This is a genomic window from Streptomyces sp. NPDC002994 (assembly GCF_040611155.1).
Lineage (GTDB): Bacteria > Actinomycetota > Actinomycetes > Streptomycetales > Streptomycetaceae > Streptomyces.
The window spans coordinates 53271-75138 of record NZ_JBEXNQ010000003.1 but is presented as its reverse complement, the minus strand read 5'-3'; the positions used below and the strand labels follow the sequence as shown (position 1 = coordinate 75138).

Annotated in this window: 15 protein-coding genes; 5 read left to right on the top strand and 10 right to left on the bottom strand. The window is 69.5% G+C overall.

The annotated features are described in order from the left end of the window. Nucleotides 1-47: 47 nt before the first annotated feature. Nucleotides 48-1004 (bottom strand): BTAD domain-containing putative transcriptional regulator, encoded by a 957-nt coding sequence (locus tag ABZX79_RS04150; RefSeq protein ID WP_355251271.1) that lies wholly within the window; start codon nucleotides 1002-1004, stop codon nucleotides 48-50. Nucleotides 1005-1211: 207 nt separating this feature from the next. Here ABZX79_RS04150 and ABZX79_RS04145 point away from each other — a divergent pair, with 207 nt between their 5' ends. The 3 genes from ABZX79_RS04145 (at nucleotide 1212) to ABZX79_RS04135 (ending at nucleotide 5057) form a co-directional block, all read left to right on the top strand. After that, nucleotides 1212-2813, top strand: coding sequence for a tryptophan halogenase family protein (locus ABZX79_RS04145; protein WP_355251268.1), 1602 nt, complete (start codon nucleotides 1212-1214; stop codon nucleotides 2811-2813). A gap of 284 nt (nucleotides 2814-3097) precedes the next feature. Then, on the top strand, nucleotides 3098-3793 hold the full coding sequence (locus ABZX79_RS04140; protein WP_355251265.1) for a flavin reductase family protein: 696 nt from the start codon (nucleotides 3098-3100) through the stop codon (nucleotides 3791-3793). Then, the gene (locus tag ABZX79_RS04135; protein WP_355251262.1) at nucleotides 3780-5057 is read left to right on the top strand and encodes a cation:proton antiporter; all 1278 of its coding nucleotides are present in this window, start codon (nucleotides 3780-3782) and stop codon (nucleotides 5055-5057) included. The genes ABZX79_RS04140 and ABZX79_RS04135 overlap by 14 nt, the downstream gene beginning before the upstream one ends. Before the next feature lie 367 nt (nucleotides 5058-5424). Here the strand turns inward: ABZX79_RS04135 and ABZX79_RS04130 are convergent, their stop codons facing one another. From ABZX79_RS04130 to ABZX79_RS04110, 5 genes are all read right to left on the bottom strand, one after another. Further along, complete coding sequence (locus ABZX79_RS04130) at nucleotides 5425-6309, bottom strand: geranyl diphosphate 2-C-methyltransferase (protein WP_355251259.1); 885 nt, start codon at nucleotides 6307-6309, stop codon at nucleotides 5425-5427. Nucleotides 6310-6321: 12 nt separating this feature from the next. Continuing rightward, on the bottom strand, nucleotides 6322-7668 hold the full coding sequence (locus ABZX79_RS04125) for a family 2 encapsulin nanocompartment cargo protein terpene cyclase (protein WP_355251256.1): 1347 nt from the start codon (nucleotides 7666-7668) through the stop codon (nucleotides 6322-6324). A 95-nt stretch (nucleotides 7669-7763) separates the two neighbouring features. Then, a complete protein-coding gene (locus tag ABZX79_RS04120; RefSeq protein ID WP_355251253.1) occupies nucleotides 7764-9173 on the bottom strand; it encodes a family 2B encapsulin nanocompartment shell protein in 1410 nt (469 codons plus the stop codon). Between the two features lie 1047 nt (nucleotides 9174-10220). After that, nucleotides 10221-10550, bottom strand: coding sequence for a hypothetical protein (locus ABZX79_RS04115; protein WP_355251250.1), 330 nt, complete (start codon nucleotides 10548-10550; stop codon nucleotides 10221-10223). Nucleotides 10551-11751: 1201 nt separating this feature from the next. Further along, a complete protein-coding gene (locus tag ABZX79_RS04110; protein WP_355251247.1) occupies nucleotides 11752-13308 on the bottom strand; it encodes a M28 family metallopeptidase in 1557 nt (518 codons plus the stop codon). 655 nt (nucleotides 13309-13963) lie between these two features. On the opposite strand from ABZX79_RS04110, the gene ABZX79_RS04105 reads away from it, so the two are divergent. Further along, the gene (locus ABZX79_RS04105) at nucleotides 13964-14881 is read left to right on the top strand and encodes an alpha/beta hydrolase fold domain-containing protein (protein WP_355251244.1); all 918 of its coding nucleotides are present in this window, start codon (nucleotides 13964-13966) and stop codon (nucleotides 14879-14881) included. 637 nt (nucleotides 14882-15518) lie between these two features. Then, a complete protein-coding gene (locus ABZX79_RS04100; RefSeq protein ID WP_355251241.1) occupies nucleotides 15519-16904 on the top strand; it encodes an MFS transporter in 1386 nt (461 codons plus the stop codon). 64 nt (nucleotides 16905-16968) lie between these two features. Here ABZX79_RS04100 and ABZX79_RS04095 read toward each other — a convergent pair whose 3' ends face one another. From ABZX79_RS04095 to lnt, 4 genes are read right to left on the bottom strand one after another with little or no spacing between them, the layout of a single operon-like run. After that, complete coding sequence (locus ABZX79_RS04095) at nucleotides 16969-18882, bottom strand: helix-turn-helix domain-containing protein (protein ID WP_355251238.1); 1914 nt, start codon at nucleotides 18880-18882, stop codon at nucleotides 16969-16971. A 16-nt stretch (nucleotides 18883-18898) separates the two neighbouring features. Then, on the bottom strand, nucleotides 18899-19696 hold the full coding sequence (locus ABZX79_RS04090) for a 3-hydroxybutyrate dehydrogenase (protein WP_355251235.1): 798 nt from the start codon (nucleotides 19694-19696) through the stop codon (nucleotides 18899-18901). Between the two features lie 55 nt (nucleotides 19697-19751). After that, complete coding sequence (locus tag ABZX79_RS04085) at nucleotides 19752-20231, bottom strand: NUDIX domain-containing protein (RefSeq protein ID WP_355251232.1); 480 nt, start codon at nucleotides 20229-20231, stop codon at nucleotides 19752-19754. Nucleotides 20232-20266: 35 nt separating this feature from the next. Next, on the bottom strand, nucleotides 20267-21814 hold the full coding sequence (gene lnt / locus ABZX79_RS04080) for an apolipoprotein N-acyltransferase (protein ID WP_355251229.1): 1548 nt from the start codon (nucleotides 21812-21814) through the stop codon (nucleotides 20267-20269). Nucleotides 21815-21868 lie beyond the last annotated feature (54 nt).

The following is a 21868-nucleotide window of genomic DNA, read 5'->3' as shown; positions in this document are numbered from 1 at the left end:
CCTCACTGAATCGCTGAATCGTGTGCGGCGGACGTTCGGCGGGACGGCTAACCGGCCATCCGGGCCGGGGCGGCGGCGCGGGCGTCCGGCCTGGCTCGCCGTACCGGCCGGATCCGGGCGCCGGGAAGGAGCTCCGCACCGCCCAGGACGGAGGTGGCCGTGCGGACGGCCGTGCCCGTCCTGGGCGAAGCCGTCCGCACCGCGGCGGCGCCGGGCCGGGCAGTCGGCAGCATCGCGCGCAGCAGCAGTTCGGTCTCCCGCGCGGGTGCCACGGCCAGCTCCTCGCGCAGGCGGCGCGCGCACAGCTCGTACCAGCTGCGTACGCCCGCCAGTTCGCCGCGCTCGCCGTGCGCCGTCATCAGCGCGCGATAGGTCTCCTCGTGGTGACGGTCGATCTCCAGCGTGCGCCGGCAGATCTCGATCAGCTCGGAGAAGTCCGCACGAGCCTCGGCGTCAGTACGCAGGACGACCAGCGCGCGCAGCGCCAGGGACCGGAGGTACTCGCGCTGCTCGGCGACCCAGTCGGCGCTCTCGCCCCGGAGGAAGTCACCGCCGTACAGGGCGATGGCGGCCCGCAGCCGGGTGCGGGCGAGGGCGGCGTCGTGGTCGGCTGCGGCCCGCAGCCCGGCGTGCACCAGTTCCTGGAACCGGTCCACGTCGGACCACAGGTCGGCCACGTCCAGGACGTAGCCGAAGTCGCGGAAGAGCAGCCGGATCCCGGACGCGCCGGGGCGCTCGGGGTGTGCGTCGAGGACCCGGCGCAGCGCGTGCGCCGCGACCTTCAGGGAACTGTCGCCGGCAGCGCCGTCCGAACCGGGCCACAGGGCCTCGTACAGCCGCTCACGGGTGAGCGTCTGTCCGCGGTGCGTCACCAGGTACTGGAAGAGGCCGCGCGCCTTTCCGGCCCGCCACCGTTCGACGGGACTGCCGTTCACAGTCAGTTCGAAGTCGCCCAGGAAGCGGATCCGAACCGCCTGCGCTTCCTCGGTCACCGCGGTGGTCATCGCTTCCTCCCGGAGGTCCGTCGCTGCCGGTGTGCCTGCGGCGAGTGTGTTCCGGGCCTCTACGCGCGCCCTACATCGGTCGGGCCGTCCCTGTGTAGGTCCGTAATAGGACGGCTTCACACACTGAGCCTCGACCCCACCCCGACCGGCGACGTATCCGGCTCGCTCCGCCTCCCCTGCCGCCAATTCCGAAATGAGGGCTGTTACATGACCAGCACCGACACCCGGCTTCAGAAGGTCGTCATCCTGGGCGGCGGCACGGCCGGCTGGATGACCGCCGCGTACCTCGGCAAGGCACTGCAGGGCACCGTCGACATCACCGTGCTCGAGTCGCCGGCGATTCCGCGCATCGGCGTCGGCGAGGCGACCGTACCCAACCTCCAGCGCTCCTTCTTCGACTACCTGGGCATCGCCGAGGACGAGTGGATGCGGGAGTGCAACGCCAGCTTCAAGATGGCCGTACGGTTCGTGAACTGGCGCACTGAGGGGCAGGGCGAGGCCGGGGCACGCGAGCTTCCCGACGGCCGGCCGGACCACTTCTACCACCCGTTCGGCCTGCTCCCGGACTACGACCAGACCCCGCTCTCGCACTACTGGTTCAAGCGCAAGTACGAGGGCCGCACCACCGAGCCGTTCGACTACGCCTGCTTCCGCGAGCCCCCGGTGATGGATGCCATGAAGGCGCCGCGCTGGCTCGACGGCCGGTCGGCGACGCGCTACGCCTGGCACTTCGACGCCCAGCTCGTCGCCGACTTCCTGCGCCGCTTCGCCACCGAGAAGCAGGGTGTGAACCATGTCCAGGACGAGATGACGCGCGTCCTCCAGGACGAACGCGGCTACGTCACCGCCCTGCGGACCAAGGAGGGCCGCGTTCTGGAAGCCGATTTCTTCGTGGACTGCTCGGGCTTCCGGGGGCTGCTGATCAACAAGGCGATGGCGGAGCCGTTCATCGACATGAGCGACCACCTGCTGTGCGACAGCGCGGTGGCCACCGCCGTCCCTCACGACGACGAGGCGAACGGTGTGGAGCCGTACACCTCGGCGATCGCGATGTCGTCCGGCTGGGCCTGGAAGATCCCGATGCTGGGCCGCTTCGGCACCGGCTACGTGTACTCCAGCAAGTTCACCGACCAGGACGAGGCCACGCGTGAGTTCTCCGAGATGTGGGGGCTGGACCCCGAGGAGACCAAGTTCAACCACGTGCGCTTCCGCGTCGGGCGCAACCGCCGTGCGTGGGTCAAGAACGTCGTCAGCATCGGTCTGTCGTCCTGCTTCCTGGAGCCGCTGGAGTCGACCGGCATCTACTTCATCACCGCGGCGATCTACCAACTGGCCAAGCACTTCCCGGACAAGACATTCAACGACGGGCTGATCGACAGCTTCAACCACGAGATCGAGGTGATGTTCGACGACACCCGCGACTTCATCCAGGCGCACTTCTTCTACGCGCCGCGCAACGACACGCCGTTCTGGCAGGCCAACAAGAAGCTGACGCTCCCGGACAACATCCAGCAGAAGATCTCGGCGTACAAGGCCGGTCTGCCCATCAACTCGCCGATCACGGACGAGTCGACGTACTACGGGAACTTCGAGGCGGAGTTCCGCAACTTCTGGACGAACGGCAGCTACTACTGCATCTTCGCCGGTCTCGGCCTGGTTCCGGACGCGCCGCTTCCGGCGCTCGCGCACAAGCCGGACTCGGTGGCCGGCGCCGAGCCGCTGTTCGACACGGTCAAGCGCCAGCAGCAGAACCTGCTGGAGACCCTGCCCAGCGCGTACGACTACCTGCGGCAGTTGCACGGCGCGTAGGGACCCCGCCGGCCACGCCGCCCGCGCCCCCGTCCGTACCGCTTCGTCACGTGCGGGCGGTCCGCGTCCCAGGCCCCGTCGCGCCTCCCGCGCACGCGGCCGGCCCCGTCACCTCGGGGCGGCCCGCCACCGCTCCCACGGCCCGGCAGCCCGGCTCCCGCCGGCTGCCGGGCCGCCGTGCTCCAGCCACCCCACAGGAGTCAGACATGCCCAAGTCCGGGCCGCACCCCGTGTCTCCAGGAACCGCAGAGAACGGCGGGGCCTCAGGGGCCAACCGCTCAGTCGTGACCGCGGAGACCACCGGCACCGCCGGCATCTCCGGAGCCCCGGCCACCGGTAGCCCCGGAGCCACCACCACCGGAACCGCCGGAACCACCGACATGACCGAGACAACCGGCGCCGCCCCCGTTCAGCCGGCCGATCTCCGCCCCTTCATGGCGGCCTTCCCCTCCGGGGTCTCGGTTGTCACCACGCTCGACGCCGGGGACTCCCCGCGCGGCCTGACGTGCAGCTCCCTGACGAGCGTCGCGCTCGTACCGCCCACGCTGATGGTGTGCATACGGACCGCCAGTCCGACGCTCGATGCCCTGCTCGCCCAAGGCCAGTTCGCCCTCAACCTGCTCCACGAACGGGCGCGGCCCACCTCGGACCTCTTCGCGTCGGGGGCACCCGACCGCTTCGAACGGACCGAGTGGCGGCTGCCCCTGGGCGCGGGCGGTCCGCATCTGACCGCCGACGCGCACGCCGTCGCGGACTGCGCGGTCGTGACGACGGCGGTCTTCGGGGACCACACGGCGGTGTTCGCCGAGGTGAGCCGGGTGACGGTACGGGAAACGGCGCAGCCGCTGCTCTACGGCCGGCGCCGCTACGCCCGCTGGTCCGACGCGGCCGCGGCGGCTCCGCCCGCCGCGACCGCGCCCTTCGCCCAGCCCGCCCCGGGGCCGATACCGTCCGAAGGAGCCGCCCGTGTCCGCCGCTGATCCGCTGCCCGCACTCTTGATCGCCGTACCGGTGGTGATCCTCGCCTGCCAGGCGGCCGGGGCGGTCTTCCGCCGGTTCGGGCAGCCGCCCGTGGTCGGCGAGATCGTCACCGGCATCGTGCTCGGGCCGTCACTGCTGGGCTGGGTGTCCCCGGGGGCGCAGAGCTGGCTCTTCCCGGACGCCGTACTCCCGTTCACCTCCGTACTCGGCCAGCTCGGCCTGCTCTCCTTCATGTTCCTGGTCGGTCTGGAACTGGACCTGGGCACGCTGCGCGGTCACAGCCGGATCGCGCTCGCCGTGAGCCAGGGCGGCATGTTGCTGCCGCTGGCTCTCGGCGCCCTGCTGGCGCTCGGCATGTACGGGCAACTCGCCCCGGACGGGGTCGGCAGGCTGCCTTTCGTCCTGTTCATCGCGGTGGCGATGAGCATCACGGCCTTTCCCGTGCTGGCCAGGATCCTCATCGACCGGGGCCTGTACGGCACTCCGCTCGGCGCTCTCGCGATGGCCTGCGCCGCCGTGGACGACGTGACCGCCTGGTGTCTGCTGGCCGTAGTGGTCGCCCTCGCGTCGGCCGGCTCCCCGCTGGACGCGGCCACCACCGCCGCACTCGCCCTCGCCTTCGCGGCGTTCATGCTGTACGCGGTACGCCCGCTCCTCGCCCGGTGGGAGGCCCGGGCCGGCAAGGCGAACGACGCGATGGTCCTGGTGGCGCTGTTCAGCGGACTGAGTCTGTCCGCGCTGGCCACCGACGCGATCGGGGTGCACGCCCTGTTCGGGGCCTTCCTCTTCGGCGTGGTCACCCCGCGCGGTGCCCGGCGCATCGAAGTCTCGGCCGCCCGGCTGCGCGCCGTCGCCGTGCCCGTACTACTGCCACTGTTCTTCGTCCACACGGGCCTGCGCACGGATATCGAGGCCCTGGCGGCGGACCCGGTGCAGTGGCTGTGGGCGGGTGCGGTCCTCGGTGTCGCGGTGCTGGGCAAATGGGGCGGCGCGGCGGGGGCGGCCCGTGCCTGCGGGCGGCCCTGGCGGGAGGCATTGTCCATCGGCGCGCTGATGAACTGCCGGGGGCTGACCGAGCTGGTGGTCCTGAACATCGGTCTGGAACTCGGGGTGATCGGACCGGAGTTGTTCACCATGCTGGTTCTGATGGCCCTGATCACGACAGCCGTCACCTCCCCGGCCGTCAGCCGCTTGAACCCCGCCACCAACCCGCGCACGGCAACGCTGGAGCCCATACCCGTGGCCGCCCCGTCCCGGAGCTGACAGGCAGTGAGTGCCCCCGGGCTTACGACTGCCTGCCACGGTATCCCCCGCTGAACAACTCGCCTGCGAGCCGAGCGTCACGCTCCCCCGCTGCTTCCACGGAAGCGCACGAAAGGGCCCAGCAGCTTCCACATCGATGTCGCCCGGACCGGCTCATCGCCGGGTTGTTCGTCTGGTGCCTGCCTCACCTCCACCGCGCCGTTCTACGAGCGACGTTCGCAGGCGCGCGTCGCCGGCCGATGAGCAGCGAGCCGGCGATGTTGGGTCACTCAGGCCGTCGTGCCCAAGATCTCCATGTCGAGGCAGTCCGAACATGGTGGCCGGGTCCGTCGAATGACGGGCCCGGCCCTCGCGGTCGGCAGGTGGGTCAGACGCGGTCGGCCGCAATCAGGAGGTACTGGAAGGAGCCGTCCTTGTAAGAGTTGATGAACGCCTCTTCGATGCCGGTGACCAGGGAAGAAGTGGCCCGCAGCTCCCAGTAGGGCAGAGTCGCCGCAGTCAGGTCGATGACGGCCTGCGGTACGAGACGGTTGTCGGCCATGGCGCGCAGGTACTCCCGACGGGAGTGGATGTTGCACTCGAAGTGCGCGTTGATCTGGGAGACCCACTTCGAGGGCTGGCCGTAACGCGGGTTCCAGCAGCCTGTGATGGTCACGTAGCGGCCGCCGACCGCGAGGATTCGGGAGTGCTCGGCGAAAAGGTCGTGCAGGTCGACGTACATGCTCGACTCGTTGTTCCATGAGGCCGCGGCCTGCCCCGTCTCGAGGGGCGTGTCGAGCATGTTGCACACACGAGCACGGACATGGTCCTCGATGCCGAGTTCGTGGGCGCGCTGGTTGGCGAAGTCGGCCTGCTTGGCCGACAGGGTGACGCCCTCGACCTTGCATCCGAATCGCTGGTGGGCCATGACCATGGAACCGCCCCGGCCGCAGCCGGCATCCAGAAGCGTGTCGTCACGCCCGATGGAGCCAAGGTGGTCCAGGAGGACTTCGGCCTGTGCCGACTCCAGGCGGTGCAGCTCGGCGATCAGCTTCTTCTGGTACTCGCTGTCCTCGGTGTCCCCGAGGGCGGCGTGGTCGACGTCACCGATGCCGTAGTGATGGTGGTACAGCCCGTCGACGTCACCGAGACGCAGGTTCACGGGCCTTGCCTCCTGGTCCCAGTAGCGGGCGATGTCACCCTGATAGGGAGACGCCGGGGTGGGGACGAACGCGGAGGTGCCGTTGACGGTGTTGAGTTCGGTGCTGGTCACAGATAACTCCTCTTACCAGAAATCGGGCAGGCTGTATCGATAGGTGTTAGTCCGGTGCCAGTAGTGGTTGCCGTCGACCCACACGGCCACTCCCCGCAGGAAGCGCAGCACGCTCGGGACGGGGCAGGCGGCGGCCAACGCGGCGGCTTCGGCTTCGAAGGCGTGCATGAGGTCGTTGTGGACCTCGACAGCCTTCAGGTAGGCGTCTTGCTCGGAGCAGTCCTCGCGTTCGGCGATCACCACGGGCAGGTTCAGGTGCCGACCGGGGCTGGCGAGTTCCTTGGTGTACGAGTACAGGTCGTTGACGATGGTGGTCGCGTTTCCGGCGAGCGCGATCACCCGCTGCATGGCGGGCTGCGCATGCAGGTCCGCCGGCAGTTCGTATCCGCCGACGGTGTCGGTGATGGTGGGGCAGGGGCGGAAGTTGTTGAACTGGCGCATCGCCAGGTACTCCCACACCTCGGGGACGTGATCCGTCTCGGCCCATGCGGCCTCGGCGACGTACCCCATGTGCAGACGGGCCATGTCGTGCCTGAACCGGTCGGCCTGGGAGGAGGTGGCCTGTTGGGAGAAGTACTCCATGGCGGAGCGGTAGGCGCGCCGAGGGGCGTCCGACTGGAGCGACTGCGCCCACTCGGACACATACTCCTTCGTCGTGTGCAGCGGGTCGAGAGCCGTGTGCGCCAGCAGAAGGCGACTGCCGAGACCGATGGGTGATCCGCCGTGGTCTTCGCAGTAGCAGTCGTCGACCGCGTTCTCGGCGACCATCAGCCGCGTGGCGATCATCAGGTGGTCGACGGTGGGCGCGTCCGGATGACAGGCGACCATGTAGCGGCCGACGGAGAAGCCGTCGAATTGATCCTCCCACTCCGGGGGGTACGCCTGGACCTCGTCCACCGCCCATGCCTTGATCCTGCGGCTGACCTCGGCCACGCGCACCGGATCGGGCTCAGGCACCGGGTGGTGGTAGAGGCCGGGGATCGGCTTGCCCTCCACCGGTGCCTCGGGCGCCGGAGGCGCCGGTGGCTCCTCGCGCCGGACCAGGGACAGGCCCTCCGTGCCCAGACCACTGGGGCCGCGCAGGATCCTTTCCAGGGCAGGGTTCGGTTGCCTCACCGTGGCAGCGCCTTCCCGCACGTGCTGAGGGATCAGGTCGTACCCCGGGGCGTCGTCACGTACGGACTCGGCAACGGGCCCGGCGCCTGCGGCAGGCACGGAGGGCGGGCCGGGCAGGGCGGGCCGGGCGTCGGCATCGGCCTCGACGCCGGCGGTGTGGGCCTGGTCGAGGACGTGGTCCCCGAAACGGTCCGCAGCGGCAGGCAGGCTCGACTGCAGAGGGGAAAGCCCAGGATCGGGCATCCGTAGCTCCTTGGTGAGGTGGGTTGGCTTTCCGGATCCCGGGCGTGCTCGCGCGGCCGGGAGTGGCCCCGTGTCGTGGCCGTCGGACGGGTCCTCTAGTCGCGCCTGCGGGCGATCTCCACGTTCTCCAGCACACCGAGTGCGTCGGGCACCAGGATGGCGGCGGAGTAGTAGGTGGTGACCAGGTACGAGATGATCGCCTGCTCGCTGATGCTCATGAAGCGCACCGACAGGCCCGGCTCGTACTCCTCCGGCAGGCCGGTCTGGCGCAGACCGATGACGCCCTGGTTGTCCTCGCCCGTTCGCATGGCGAGGATCGAGCTGGTGCGCTCCTTGCTGATGGGGATCTTGTTGCAGGGCAGGATCGGGACCCCGCGCCAGGCCGGGACATGCTGCCCGCCCAAGTCGACGTGATCCGGGTAGAGCCCACGGGCGTTCCACTCACGCCCGATCGCCGCGATCGTCCTGGGGTGGGCGAGGAAGAGCTTGGTGCCGCGGCGGCGGCAGAGCAGCTCGTCGAGGTCGTCCGGGGTGGGCGGGCCGGAGTGGGTCTGGATCCGCTGCTTGAAGGCGGCGTTGTGGAGCAGACCGAACTCCCGGTTGTTGATCAGCTCGTGCTCCTGGCGCTCACGCAGCGCCTCGATGGTGAGCCTGAGCTGCTCCTCGGTCTGGTTCATCGGCCCGTTGTAGAGGTCGGCGACCCTCGTGTGGACCCGCAGAACGGTTTGCGCGACGGAGAGTTCGTACTCGCGCGGGCTGAGTTCGTAGTCGACGAAGGCACCCGGCAGCTCGACTTCGCCGGTGTGGCCGGCCGACATCGCGATCTCGGCCTCGCCGTGACGGTTCTGACGCTGAAGGGCAAGCGAGCTGAACTGCTGAATGTGGGCCTGGAGCCCCGGTGCCGCGGACAGCACGGCGGCGAAGTCGGCGCGGGACAGGGTGAGCAGGGTGCCGGCGGTCTCGGCAGTGGCGGTGTAGTCCCACGTGCCGTCGGCGTCCAGAAGGGCGTTCTCACCGAACCGGTCGCCGTCGGCAAGCACGGCGACGGTGACCTTGTCGCCGTACTTGCCGACGGACGCCTGGTTGACCCGGCCGTGGGCGATCAGGTGGATCTGCTCGGCGGAAGTACCGCGCTCGACCAGCACCTCGCCGGCTCGGAAGTCACGCTGGACGCACCGGCCGGCGATCTCGGTCAGCACCTCCACGTCTTCGAAGCCCTGCAGCAGGGCCAGTTCGCCGAGCTCACGGGGGATCACCCGGACGTCGGCACCGTCCTGGACGAACTCGATCTGCCCGTCGCCGACGGTGTAATTCAGCCGGCGGTTCACCCGGTAGGTGCCGCCCTTGGTCTCCACCCAGGGGAGCATCCGGAGCAGCCAGCGGGAGGTGATCTCCTGCATCTGCGGGGCGGACTTGGTCGTCGTGGCAAGTTTGCGGGCAGCCGCAGTGCTCAGGCTCTGCCGGTCCGGCTCCGTCTGTGCTGCCGGGCTGGTCTCAACGGTCATCGGGCGAGCTCTCCTTCGCAATGGTGTTGATCGGCGTACAAGCTCGCCAACCGGTGATAGAGGAGAAAGAGGAGCAATCTCTGGGAATCCGTCCAGATCCCCGGGAACAGTAACGACCGGTGCGCCTGGCTCGCCCTATAAGGCGGTGGTATTACCTCGATGCAGTGATCTTGCTTCGCACGGGGTTTGTCTGCACGGCTGATGACATTCGGAGCACCTGCTCGAGAGCACGGCCGCCGCCCGCTCCCTGCACCATGAACCCCGAACCCCGACCTTGGAAGGTGATGTGACGGTCTATCAGACGACGTGAGCTGCGGCAGCTGAGGAAGGTCGGGTTGTACCAACGGGCGACGGACCAGGACGTGCCGGGCAGGTCGAAGCCGCGAGGAGCTGATGAAACGCCCTCGACCGCGCCAAGCGGGGACGCCGTCAGAGCCGTCTGATCCCAGTCGCCCGTCGTGAAGGGGCGGACGCGACAGCTGCGGTGTTTGAGTGTCCTGAGGCAGCCGAACACGTTGCGGGGCCCGAGCAGGAACGGCATCGACTGGAGCGCTTAATGGCGGTGTACCGGTCAGCCCCAGAACGGTGGAAGATCGGTACCCGAAGAAGCCGACCGGTGGGTGAGCACTACGAGCGCCAGGCCCGCGAGGCGAGGCCGAGGGTCAGACCGTGCCCCCGCCGGTTGGCGGGGAGAGAGGGGACCAGGTGCTGTTCGTCGGTTGCACAGCCTGATCGCAGAGCACCTTCCCGAAGATGCCACCCCTGGGGATGTGGTGCTCGGAATCGAAACCGACCGCGGAACCTGGGCCGCTGCATTGATCGCAGCCGATACCCGGTCTACGGCATCAATCCCATGCAAGGAGCGCGGGACCCATCACCGGCCTGTGGCTGGTTGCGCCAGCGCATGCATCCCGCACGCTGCAAGCCTCCCGCTGCGGAAGGCCGGGTTCGCTACTGCCGTCCGTGGCCGCTCGTGCACCCATCGGTATACGTCGCCTCACAACTCGGTTGAGGGCACCGCCGCTTGCGCCTTCCGCAGTTCGGCTCTCAGACGTCCGATACGGCGTGGTCGTCCGCCTTCGCTTCCGCCGGGGACGTACGGCACCAATCCCGACTCGGGGTGTCAGCCCCGTTGGCCTGTATGCCGTCCTTCCACTTGGACAGCGCCGCCCTGCCGCATCTCCGCCATTCCGACGGTGAGATGCGCGCACGTTGCCCACCGCTGGTCATCAGCGCGTTTACCGGCGCCAAAGGATCACCGGCCATCGTCTTGGCCAGTAGTACGCCGACCGCCAGCGGCAGCAAGGCCACGGCGAGGGCCGTGCCGGTGGTGGTGACGTGGTGCATGCTCACACGCCGCGGTGCGTCAGGACTCATGGTCCTCATTCCAGCAGCGGCGGCGCGGGGGGACATCGGGCGACGTACTCAGTTCGTTCGTCCCTGCGTACTCATGCGCTGCGGCCAGGGCGAGCATCCGTCCAAGGTGGGTGCCGGGCATGCCGCGGATGACGCGTACGACGCGGTGGAGACTGTCCCCCGTCATACCGAGCGCTCCAGCGGTGCACCTCATCACCCGCAAAACATGGCCCAGTAGGGCACGCACGTCGTCGTACGGTCGCACACCGAGCGAATCGCTGATCGAGGGCCAGGAGCACGGACTGACGCAGTCGCCGTCCGGCTGTCCGGGTTCGTTCTGCCTGCTCAGCGCGGTATCCAACGATGGCCGACGGGGCCTTTCGGGCATCCCGCGCGCTGTCCGCATCGCTCTGCGTGGAGCCCGGCCTGCCCACGGCCGTACGGTGAAAGTGGGCCTGGCGGGCGGCTGGGACCGCCGCCCGGAGACCGAGAGAAAGCCTTCGCCATCGTGAAGCTGTCCGGCCGCGACCGCGACACCGAAGCCGGCCCCCACCCGTGGGTGGCTGAGGGACCGGACGGGGCCGGGTCGGTGCCGGGCAGTTGCTAGGACGAGCTGTGGCGCCTCGGGGCGGCGATGGCCGGCGCGCGGGCCGGGGCGGGCACGGTCGTGGCGGTGGAGGGATCGGCGGGGATCGGCAAGACCCGGCCGCTTCGGTGCGCCGAAGACGCTCGGGGTTGCGCTGCGTGCGGCCGCGTCGACCGGTACCTTCGCCCCGGTCTTCAGGTCCGCGACGCCGGAGGTGTAGTTGCGGGTGCGACCGTCGCGGCCGATGGTGACGGCGAGGGCGGCGGGGTACTGGTCGTCCCTTCAGCAGGCAGTCCAGACCCGTGCGTACGACATCACCCGAGCCGTACTCCGACGCCTGGGCAGCCTAAGCAAGAGGGCAGTGTGCCGCCCACGGCCAGGACGGCAGCCATCACCGCCGCCATCGCGATCCCACGCTGCCGCCGGGAAGAGGACAGAAGCCGGACACGCCGAAGCTGACGAGAACCCACCTGATGGTCACACGTGCAAACATCTGAGTGCATCCGCTGGCGTGGGGGTGTTTCAGCATCACCGGCCGGGCCCAACGGCGGCGTGATGCCTCCCCGCTGGCCGCGGGCAGGAACGCGCCCACGGCCAGGGCCTCGTGCGATGCGCGGCGGTTGCGATCCGCGACGGCTACTCGGTCACATCGTGCCCGTGCCCGTCGTGCAGGCCGCCGCCGCTGCCCGCATCGCCGTCGGTCGGGACCGACTCGACCGGGACGGACAGCGGGCTGAGGTCGTGGGCGTAGTGGCCCACGGCGTCGGCGATGATGTCGATGTTGACGTCGAACGCCTTCATGTCGATGTTCTCGATGGTGTCGCCGGCGGCGTGGTAATTCGGGTCGTACGCGACGCCCGCCGTGCCACCGAACTTGGCCGCCTGGCCCGCGGTCTTGATGCCCTCGGCGCCGGTGAAGGTGCCGCCGGAGGGGATACCCACCTCGATGAACGGTCCGTAGTCGGAGCGGCCGGTGAAGTCGGTGCCCTCGTGCGGGATCTGCTGGGCATCAAGGAAGTCGTTGATGCCCTTCTCGATCTGGGCGGAGCCCTCCGGGCCCGGGCCCGCTCCGACGCCGTCCGAGTCGTCGCCGTCGTACACGAAGTAGCCGGCGTTCGGGGAGGCGATCATGTCGAAGTTCAGGTACAGCTTGATCTGCTTCTTCTGTTCCTCCGTCAGCGAGGCGACGTACGCCTCGGAACCCAGCAGGCCGAACTCCTCGGCAGACCACCAGGCGAACTTCACCTTGTTCTTGGGCTTGGCGTGGGTCTTGGCGAGCTCCAGGGCGACCTGGAGGATGCCGGCCGAGCCGGAACCGTTGTCGTTGATGCCGGGGCCCGCGGCGACCGAGTCGAGGTGAGCGCCGAGGAAGACGGTGTCGTCCGCGTCCCCGCCGCGGGTCTCCGCCACCACGTTGTACGTCGTGCGGTTCTCGCGCAGCTCACGGATGTCCAGCGTGACATTGACCGGCCCCTTGGCCGCCTCCGCGGCGAGCGCCTCACCGTCCGCCTGGGTGACACCGCCGGTGGGGATCTTGCCGAGCGTCGGGTCGCCGATGGTGCCGTTGAGGGCTCCTGCGGTGTTGTTGTAGATGACCGCGCCGACCGCGCCGGCGCCGGCGGCGTTGGCCTGCTTGGTCGCGAAGGTGCAGCCGCCGCGCTTGATCAGGGCGATCTTCCCGGTGAAGGTGCCGGAGGCGAAGTCGCCGGCCTCGCAGCCGTTCGTACCGTCGGCGTCGACGGGGGTAACGGCGAGCGGCGCGGTGACACCGCCTGCCGGCGAACTCGCGGTGTACGTCATGAGCTTGATGGGCACATCGCGCGGCGCGGGCGAGACGACCTTGAGGCTCTCCTTGATCGTCTCGACGTACACGAAGTCGAACTCGTGTCTGGAGACCTGGAAGCCGGCCTGTCTCATCAGGGCTTCGACGTACTGGGCAGACCGCTCGTGCCCCTGCGAACCGGCCACCCGGTTGCCGTCGTTGTGGTCGGCGATCTTCTGCAGCACCCGAAGGTGCCGGTAGGCGTCCTTGGCCGTGGACTCCTTCACCAGCTTGCGAGCCAGCGCATCACCCCGGTGGGGGGCGGATCCCGTCGCACTGCCGGCGGTGGCCGACCCGGCGGACAGGAGCGGAGAAACCAGTGCTGCGGCCACCAGGGTTGCGGTGGCCGCGGCTATACGGCGTGAGGGCATGGAAGTCCTTTCACGTCATTCGGAAGTAAGAACCGAGGGGGGTGGTGATGAGTTGAGGCACGTTAAGCGCCATGGAACCCCGTTGACCAGAGGTCGGTGAAATTTGCTCCCACCCAGGTGCCCTTCGCGCCCACGCGGGGTACCGTCCGCCTGCCTGGGCCGTACGCCGACGCGAGGGCATGCCACTGACATGGGTGCCACCCGCGCAGGTCATGCGGGAGCTGAACGCAGCCGAGGCTCCTGTCCCTGTCGGCGCCCTGCGGCGGAATCGAGGCCGATCGTCGCGTCGTGTCATGAGGCCCTTGGGCAGGTGTCGAATCCCGCACCAGGTGACGTTGCTGTCCGACTGCCTGGACATGGCCGAGGCGGGGAGGCGGCGGGCGCGCAGGCACTCGCCGCCGGCGTGTGGGACACCGCCCCGGGTACTACGATCCGTACGCCGATGTTCCCCACACCCGCAGGTCCTGGCACTACAGCCGCAGATTGGGTCGTGACCTGGGCTGGCACCTCGGGTGTGGTGGGCGCGGCGCGGCCACCACGTCAGGTCCGTCCGAAGACGCGTAGGTGAACGCGCGGTGCCTCCTGGCCTGCGGCGGATCCGGCGCCCCAGGTCGGCGATAGCGTGGAGTTGAGACCCGAGTGATGAGGAGGGCGCGTGCGATTCGCGCTGGACGCACTGTTCGCTGACGTGCCCGCGGAACAGGTCGATGAAGCTCATGACTTCTACAAGTCGAGGGCGGCAGGCCGTGGCCCCAGCACACTGGAGGAGCTCAAGGAGGCACGAGCGAAGAGGTCTGCTCCTCGTGCCGCCGATCCGCCTGCCATCGAAGAGACGATCGATGCCGCGGAGGCGCGCGTCCCTGTCAGGATCTTCACGCCTGTCGACGGTCCGCCGCGGGGCGTCTACCTGGACATACACGGCGGCGGCTTCTACATGGACTCCGCGGCGCGAGGAGACACACGCAACCGCGAGCTCGCAGACGCCCTGCACCTCGCCGTTGTCAGCGTCGACTACCGGCTGGCGCCTGAGCACCCCTGGCCGGCGGCACCCGACGACTGTGAAGCAGCGGCGCTCTGGCTCGTCGAAGAAGCCGATGCCCGCTTCGGAACGTCCCGACTCGCTATCGGCGGGAGCTCCGCGGGAGCCACACTCGCCCTGGCGACCCTGCTCCGGCTGAGAGACAGAGGTGCCGTTGGCCGATTCACCGGCGCTGCACTCCAATTCGGCACCTACGACTTGAGCGCACGAACCCCGGCCGGTCGCTGCATCGCGGACGAATACTTCATCCAGGCCTACGCCGGCCATGTGGAAGACCGCACTGTTCCCGACATCTCTCCCCTCTACGGCGTCCTTAGCGGGCTTCCCCCAACGCTGTTGATCGTCGGAAGCGCAGACGTGTTGCTGGAAGACAACCTGGCGCTGGCAGGTCGGTTGTCAACGGCCGGCAATGACGTCGAGGTCCGGGTCTACCCCGAGTCACCCCACGGCTTCACGGGCCACCCCACGGCAATGGCCAGGACGGCGCTCAGCGGCGTCGACTCCTGGCTGCGCGACCGGATTACGCAATCGTAGGGACCTGCGATCGGCGCCCCGACCCACCTGTGATCGTTGCAGTCAATCGGATCGGGCGCCGGCAGAAGGCTCCCTCCTGGCACCGGCGGACCACCCTCGCGATGCCGGCCCACGCCTTCCTCACCGTCCTCGCCCTGGTGATGAACGAAGCAGCCTCGCCCCAGGCCGGGCTGGTCGCCATGACGCTCGCCGAGGCACGCCGAGGCACGCCACCTGTTCAACACGCTGATGGCACGCACGGCCGCGACCGTCGAGCGTGCGGCTTGCATCACTCGCCGCCGGGCGGAGCGCGAGCCCTCGGAAGGTATTCCGAGCGGCTGACAGACAGCTCAGGTACTCGCCATAGATCTCGGGCACCCCATGTCCGCACGTTGGACGGCGAGCGTCCTCTGGTGAGCACCAAACCAGCACGGGAGTCAGCACCGGGCCGCCGAAACATGCCGAAAGGTGCAACTCAGACAGGCACCTGCTGGCCTTCCACGCGGTGCTCGGAGCAGCGTCCAAGGGCCTGTCATGGTGGTCGCGCGTACAGCTGCCCCCGGAACTATGGTGTCCCGCCACATGGGACGTTGACCTGCGCGTTCCTACGGTGTGGCGACACGGAAACGTCCCCGCCAACTGTCCGGAAGTGGTACTCATGGCCGCCCCAGCAACCGCTCCGCCAACGCCCAGTTCACTCAAGCGCATTGTCGCCGCGAGCCTCATCGGGACCACTATTGAGTGGTACGACTTCTTCTTGTACGGAGCCGCCGCCGCTCTGGTGTTCAACAAGCTCTTCTTCCCCGACTCCGATCCCCTCGTCGGGACCCTGCTGGCCTTCCTCACCTACGCGGTCGGCTTCGCCGCCAGGCCGCTCGGGGCGCTTGTCTTCGGGCATTATGGCGATCGGCTCGGCCGTAAGAAGCTGTTGGTGCTGAGCCTGCTGATGATGGGCGGCGCCACCTTCGCCATCGGTCTGCTGCCGACACATGCCTCGATCGGTTTCGCCGCACCCGCTCTGCTCACCGTGCTGCGCCTCGTCCAGGGCTTCGCGCTCGGTGGCGAGTGGGGCGGTGCGGTGCTGCTGGTGTCGGAGCACGGGGACGCGAAGCGGCGCGGTTTCTGGGCCTCCTGGCCGCAGACCGGAGCGCCGGCCGGGCAGTTGCTCGCCACCGGGGTGCTGTCCGCGCTGACCGCCCTCCTTTCGGACTCCGCCTTCCTCGCATGGGGCTGGCGCATACCGTTCCTGCTGTCGGGTGTGCTCGTGATCGTCGGTCTGTGGATTCGTCTCTCTGTCGATGAATCTCCGGTCTTCAAAGCCGCGTTGGCGCGGGCTGAGGCCCGTAAGGGCGATTCGGCCGTCGCCGAGAAGATGCCCCTCGTCGCCGTTCTCCGTTACCACTGGCGCGATGTGCTGATCGCGATGGGCGCCCGTATGGCGGAGAACATCAGCTACTACGTGATCACCGCCTTCATCCTTGTCTACGCGACGACGGCGGCGGAGCTGAGCAAGCAGACGGCGCTCAACGCGGTACTCATCGCCTCGGCCGTCCACTTCGCCGTGATCCCCGCGTGGGGCGCCCTGTCGGACCGGATCGGGCGCCGGCCCGTGTATCTGCTCGGCGCGGTCGGGGTGGGGCTCTGGATGTTCCCGTTCTTCATGCTCATCGATACGAAGTCGTTCGGGAACCTGCTCCTCGCCGTGACGGTCGGACTGGTCTTCCATGGGGCGATGTACGCGCCGCAGGCGGCCTTCTTCTCGGAGATGTTCGCGACCCGCATGCGCTACTCCGGCGCTTCCATCGGCGCGCAGTTCTCGTCGGTGGCGGCCGGCGCCCCGGCGCCGCTGATCGCCACCGCTCTCTTCGCCGAACACGGCACTTCCACCCTGATCTCCCTGTACGTCATCGCCGCCGTACTGATCACGGTCGTGGCGGTCGCTTGCGCGAAGGAGACCCGGCACCGGGACCTGGAAGACATCGACGCGGAGCTGGGCCAGGAGGAAGGTTCCGCGATGCGGGCCGCCGGTGCTCGCACCGTCTGAGCGGACGCGCGGCACGCATCCAACCGCGTACGGGAACGCTCTTCGGGGCTTCCCGTACGCGGTTTCAGCGCGTCACAGCCGACGACAGTCCGTGCAGCCGCAGCGCCAGCTGCACCTCAAGTGCGCGCTCCGGCGACTGCCAGTCGGCGCCCAGCAGTCTGCCGATCCGCTCCAGGCGCTGCGCCACCGTGTTCACGTGAACGTGCAGTGCGTCCTTCGTACGGGCAGGGCTCATCCCGCACGCGAAGTACGCGTCCAGGGTGCGCACCAAGTCGGTTCCCCGGCGCCGGTCGTATGCGACGACCTCACCGATGGTGCGGCGTACGAACCCTTCGATGGCGCCCCCGGAACGTCCGTCCCGGCTGTCCGCGAGGAGCAGGCCCAGGAAGCCGAAGTCCTCCGCCGCCGCGCCTTCCCCGCAACGGCCGAGCAGCCGCAGCGCGTCGACGCACCGGCGTGCTTCCTCGTACGCGCCCGCGACCGCGCCCGGGTGGGCCGCGGGCGCTTCCACCGGCCCCGACGCGCCGACCGTCACAGGCTCGCGCAGGGCGCCGCCCAGGTGCTTCGCCGTCCGCCGGGCGAGGGCAGCGGCGCTGTCGCCACTGTCCAGGGGCAGCAGCAGTACGGTGCCGCCGTCACGGGCCGCCGCCAGGCCGTGCCCGGTGGCCGCCAGATGCGAGGCCGCGGACCAGAGCCGCCTGCGGTCCGCGCTCTCGCGCTCGACGCTGGCCTCCCGCGGCGCTTCGATACGGGCGGCCAGCACCACGTGAGCGGCGTCGAGGTCGGCGCGCAGCCGCGCGGCGCGTTCGCGCAGCAGGCGGGGGTCGCGGTCGGGGGCATCGAGGAGGTCGTCGAGGAGTTCACCCCGTACGCGCTGCTCCGCCTCGCCGGCCGAGCGCCTGGCCAGCAGCAGCAACGACGTCACCATGGCGGCGCGTTCGAGCGTGCGCTGGTCGACGGGGTCCAGGGCGGGGTGACCGCGCAGGACGAGCGCGCCGAGGAGTTCACCTCCGGCCGAGACGCTGACCACCCAGTCGTCGCCGCGCCGTACCGCGTGTCCGTCCGCCCCGGCGGGTTCCCCGTCGGCGGCTTCCCTGAACTCGACGGCGCCGTCCAGCACTTCGGACACCGCGCTCGCCACATCGTGGACGCCGCCCCCGCGCAGCACCAGTTCGGTGAGCCGGTCGTGCACGTCTGAGGCACGCTCGATGACACCGCTGCGGTCCCGGATGATCTCGTTGGCCTTCTCCAGCTCGGCGAGCGCCGACCGTGTTTCCGCCAGCAGGTTCGCGGTGTCGATCGCGACAGCGGCATGCGCGGCGAACGAACCGAGCAGCGCGATCTGTTCGCGTTCGAAGACACGGGCGCGGCGGTCGGCTGCGAAGAGCACCCCGATCACCTGGCTGCCCAGGGTGAGCGGTACGCCGAGGATCGCGACGAGCCCTTCGTCGCGTACGCCCGAATCGATGGTCCAGGTGTGCTGGAAACGGGGGTCGTCGAAGTAGCTCTCGGTCGCGTAGGGGCGGGCGGTCTGCGCGACGAGTCCGCCGAGCCCCTCCCCCATGCCGAGCCGCAGCTGCTGGAAGCGTGCCGACACCGACCCTTCGGTGACCCGCATGTACGTGTCGCCCGCGACCGGGTCGTTGAGGCTCAGGTACGCGACCTCCGTGCCCAGGAGCGACCGCGCCCGCTGGACGATCGCCGCCAGTACGGCGTCGAGGTCGCGCAGCCCGGCGAGGTCGTGGGCGGTCTCGTAGAGCGCGGACAGCTCGGCCTCACGCCGTCGCCGCCCCTCCAGTTCGGCCCGTACCCGAAGGGCGTGCAGCTTCGCGGTTTCGAGTGCGGCGAGTGTCTCGGGCGTCGCGCCGTCCGCTCGGGCGACCAGCACCGGCCGCTCGTAGGCGTCGGCGGCGGCCCCCCGCGCGAGAAGTTCCAGGTACGGGACTTCGCTGCCGCTCTGTGGCTGATCGTGGGACATGGACACACTCAACCAGCTAGTGAGCGGTCCAGCCGCCGTCGAGGGGCAGCGAAGTTCCCGTGATGAACGATGCCTGGGGACCGCACAGGTACAGCACGGCCTCGGCGACCTCCTGCGGTTCGAGGAGGCGCTTGATCGCGCTGTCCTTGAGCAGTACGTCGGTGAGTACGCGTTCCTCCGGCAGCCCGTGGGCGGCCGCCTGGTCGGCGATCTGCCGCTCCACGAGCGGGGTGCGGACGTACCCGGGATTGACGCAGTTCGACGTGACGCCGTGCTCGGCGCCTTCAAGGGCGGCTGTTTTGGAGAGCCCTTCGAGCCCGTGCTTGGCGGCGACGTACGCCGACTTGTAGGCGGAGGCACGCAACCCGTGCACGGACGAGATGTTGACGATACGTCCCCAGCCCTGCCCGTACATGTGCGGGAGCGCTCCCCGGATCAGCCGGAACGGGGCTTCGAGCATCACGGTCAGGACGGTGTGGAAGACGTCCGGCGGGAATTGCTCGATGGGGCGGACCAGTTGCAGCCCGGCGTTGTTCACCAGGATGTCCGTGCCCGCCGCCACCTGCTCCGCCGCGTCGAGGTCGGTGAGGTCGAGGGTCCGCGGCTCCACCGAGCCCGCCAGGCCCTGCGCCTGCCCGGTGAGGGCATCGAGCCCTTCCGCGTCCCGGTCGACGGCTCTGACCTTGGCTCCGGCGGCCGCGAGCCGCAGCACGCAGGCACGGCCGATGCCGCCCGCCGCGCCGGTGACGAGCGCGGTACGGCCGCTGAGGCCGGGTCCGGAAACGTGCGCGGGGTGTGTGGTGGGCGCGGTCATGCCCACGACCCTAGGCAGCGCCCCCCTCGGCACCGATGTGGTCACCGCCCATACTTCAGAGCTGTGTGGTGGGCTCGAACCATGTGGGTGCGTCGGTGAGGGCCTGCTTGATCCTCAGGACCGCGAACTCGTGGAGGTCGGGGAGGGCGTCCACCGGGAACCAGGCCACGTCCAGCGACTCGTCGTCGTTGACACGCGCCTCACCGCCGACGGCCCGGCACCGGAAGGTGATGTCCATGTACTGGCACCGGTCGCCGTTCGGGTACTCGACCGGCTTGAGTCCCTGTACGAGAACGACACGTTCCGCCACGCACTCCACGGCGGTCTCCTCGTACACCTCACGCACGGCCGTTTCCGCCGGCTGCTCCCCCGGCTCCGGGATGCCGCCGATGATCGACCACTTCCCGGTGTCGGCGCGGCGTCCGAGCAGCACTCTGCCCGCCTCGTCGAAGACGATGGCGCTGACGCCGGGCAGGAAGAGCAGTTGGTGACCCGCGGTCGCCCTTAGCTCGCGGATGAATTCGGGAGTTGCCATGGTCCGACCCTAACGGGCCGTCTCCGGGGCGAAACTCACGCGGACGCACTCCGGCGGACACGCACTCCGCGGAACACGGCCCACCCGAGACCGGCCACGGCGATCGCCACCAGGGCGCCCTCCGGGAGCGTGCCCAGGCGCGTCGCGGGAGTCAGGGAGGAACGCAGCGGCACCTCGGCGACCAGCGCGTCCGGCGTGAACAACTGTGTCTGCTGTACGACCTTGCCGTCCGGCTGGATGACGGCACTGACCCCGCTGGTCACGGGAACGACGACGGCCCGGCTGTGTTCGACGGCCCGCACCCTGGACATCGCGAGCTGCTGGTAGGTCATCTCGCTGCGCCCGAAGGTGGCGTTGTTGCTGGGTACGGAGATGAGCTGGGCCCCGCCGGTGACCGTGTCGCGCACCGCCCAGTCGAAGGCCGCCTCGTAGCAGGTCGCGAGCCCCACTTTGGTGCCGGCGAGGTCGAAGACGCCCACCTTGTCGCCCGGCCCGAAGTCCCTGCGTACGCGGTCGACATCGGAACTGAAGAGACGTACGAAGGAACGCATCGGGATGTACTCGCCGAACGGCTGGACATGCCGCTTGTCGTACGTCGCGACGGGGCCCCGTTCCGGGTCCCACTCGATCAGGGTGTTGCGCAGCTTTCCCGTGTCCGGCGTGAGAACCGATCCGATGACCGTCGGGGCGCCGATCGCGCGAACGGCACGGTCGATCACCTCGCGGGCGTCGTCGTTGCGGTAGGGGTCGAGGTCAGAGGAGTTCTCCGGCCACAGGACGAAGTCCGGCTGCGGCTCCTTGCCGGCCTTGACGTCCTCGGCGAGCTGTTCCGTACGCCGTGCGTGGTTGTCCAGTACCGCCCGGCGCTGGGCGTTGAAGTCGAGACCGAGCTGCGGCACGTTGCCCTGGATCGCGGCGGCTGTCGCGGTGCCGTCCTGCGCGGAGTTGTCAACGAGCGGGAGGGCCGCCAGGGCCGCCGTGACCGGCACGACGACGGTCAGAGCCGCGATGGCCGCGCCCCTGCGCGGCACTTCACGGGTCGAGTCACGAGTCGAGCGGTAGGTGAGGAACTGCCGTACCGCTTCGTAGAGCCCGAAGCCGCACAGCACGACCGCGAACCCGAGGACGGGCGTGCCGCCGACCGCGGCCAGCGGCAGGAAGACGCTGTCCGCCTGGCCGAAAGCGATCTTGCCCCACGGGAAGCCGCCGAACGGTACACGCGCGCGGACCGCCTCGCCGAGGACCCACACGGCGGCGCCCCACACCGGCCAGAGCGGCAGCCGGGTCACCAGGGCGATACCGACACAGGTCACCGCGACGAACAGCGCCTCCGCGGTGGCGAGTGCCACCCATGGCAACGCGCCCACCTCCTCACCCGTCCAGCTGAGCAGCGGCAGCAGGAAGCCGAGCCCGGCGAGGAAACCGAGTCCGAACGCGGCCCGCGCCCGACGCCCGTACAAGCACCGTGCGAGCAGGGCGAAGCCTGGCAGTACCAGCCACCACAGCGGTCGGGGCGGGAAGCTCGCGTACAGGAGCAGACCGGAGAGAGCGGCGGCCACGGGGGCCACGAGCCGGGTCAGCATTCTTCTCCCGCGAGGGGTGGCATCGGGGTGCGGGGCCAGCTGTTCTGCGGGCTG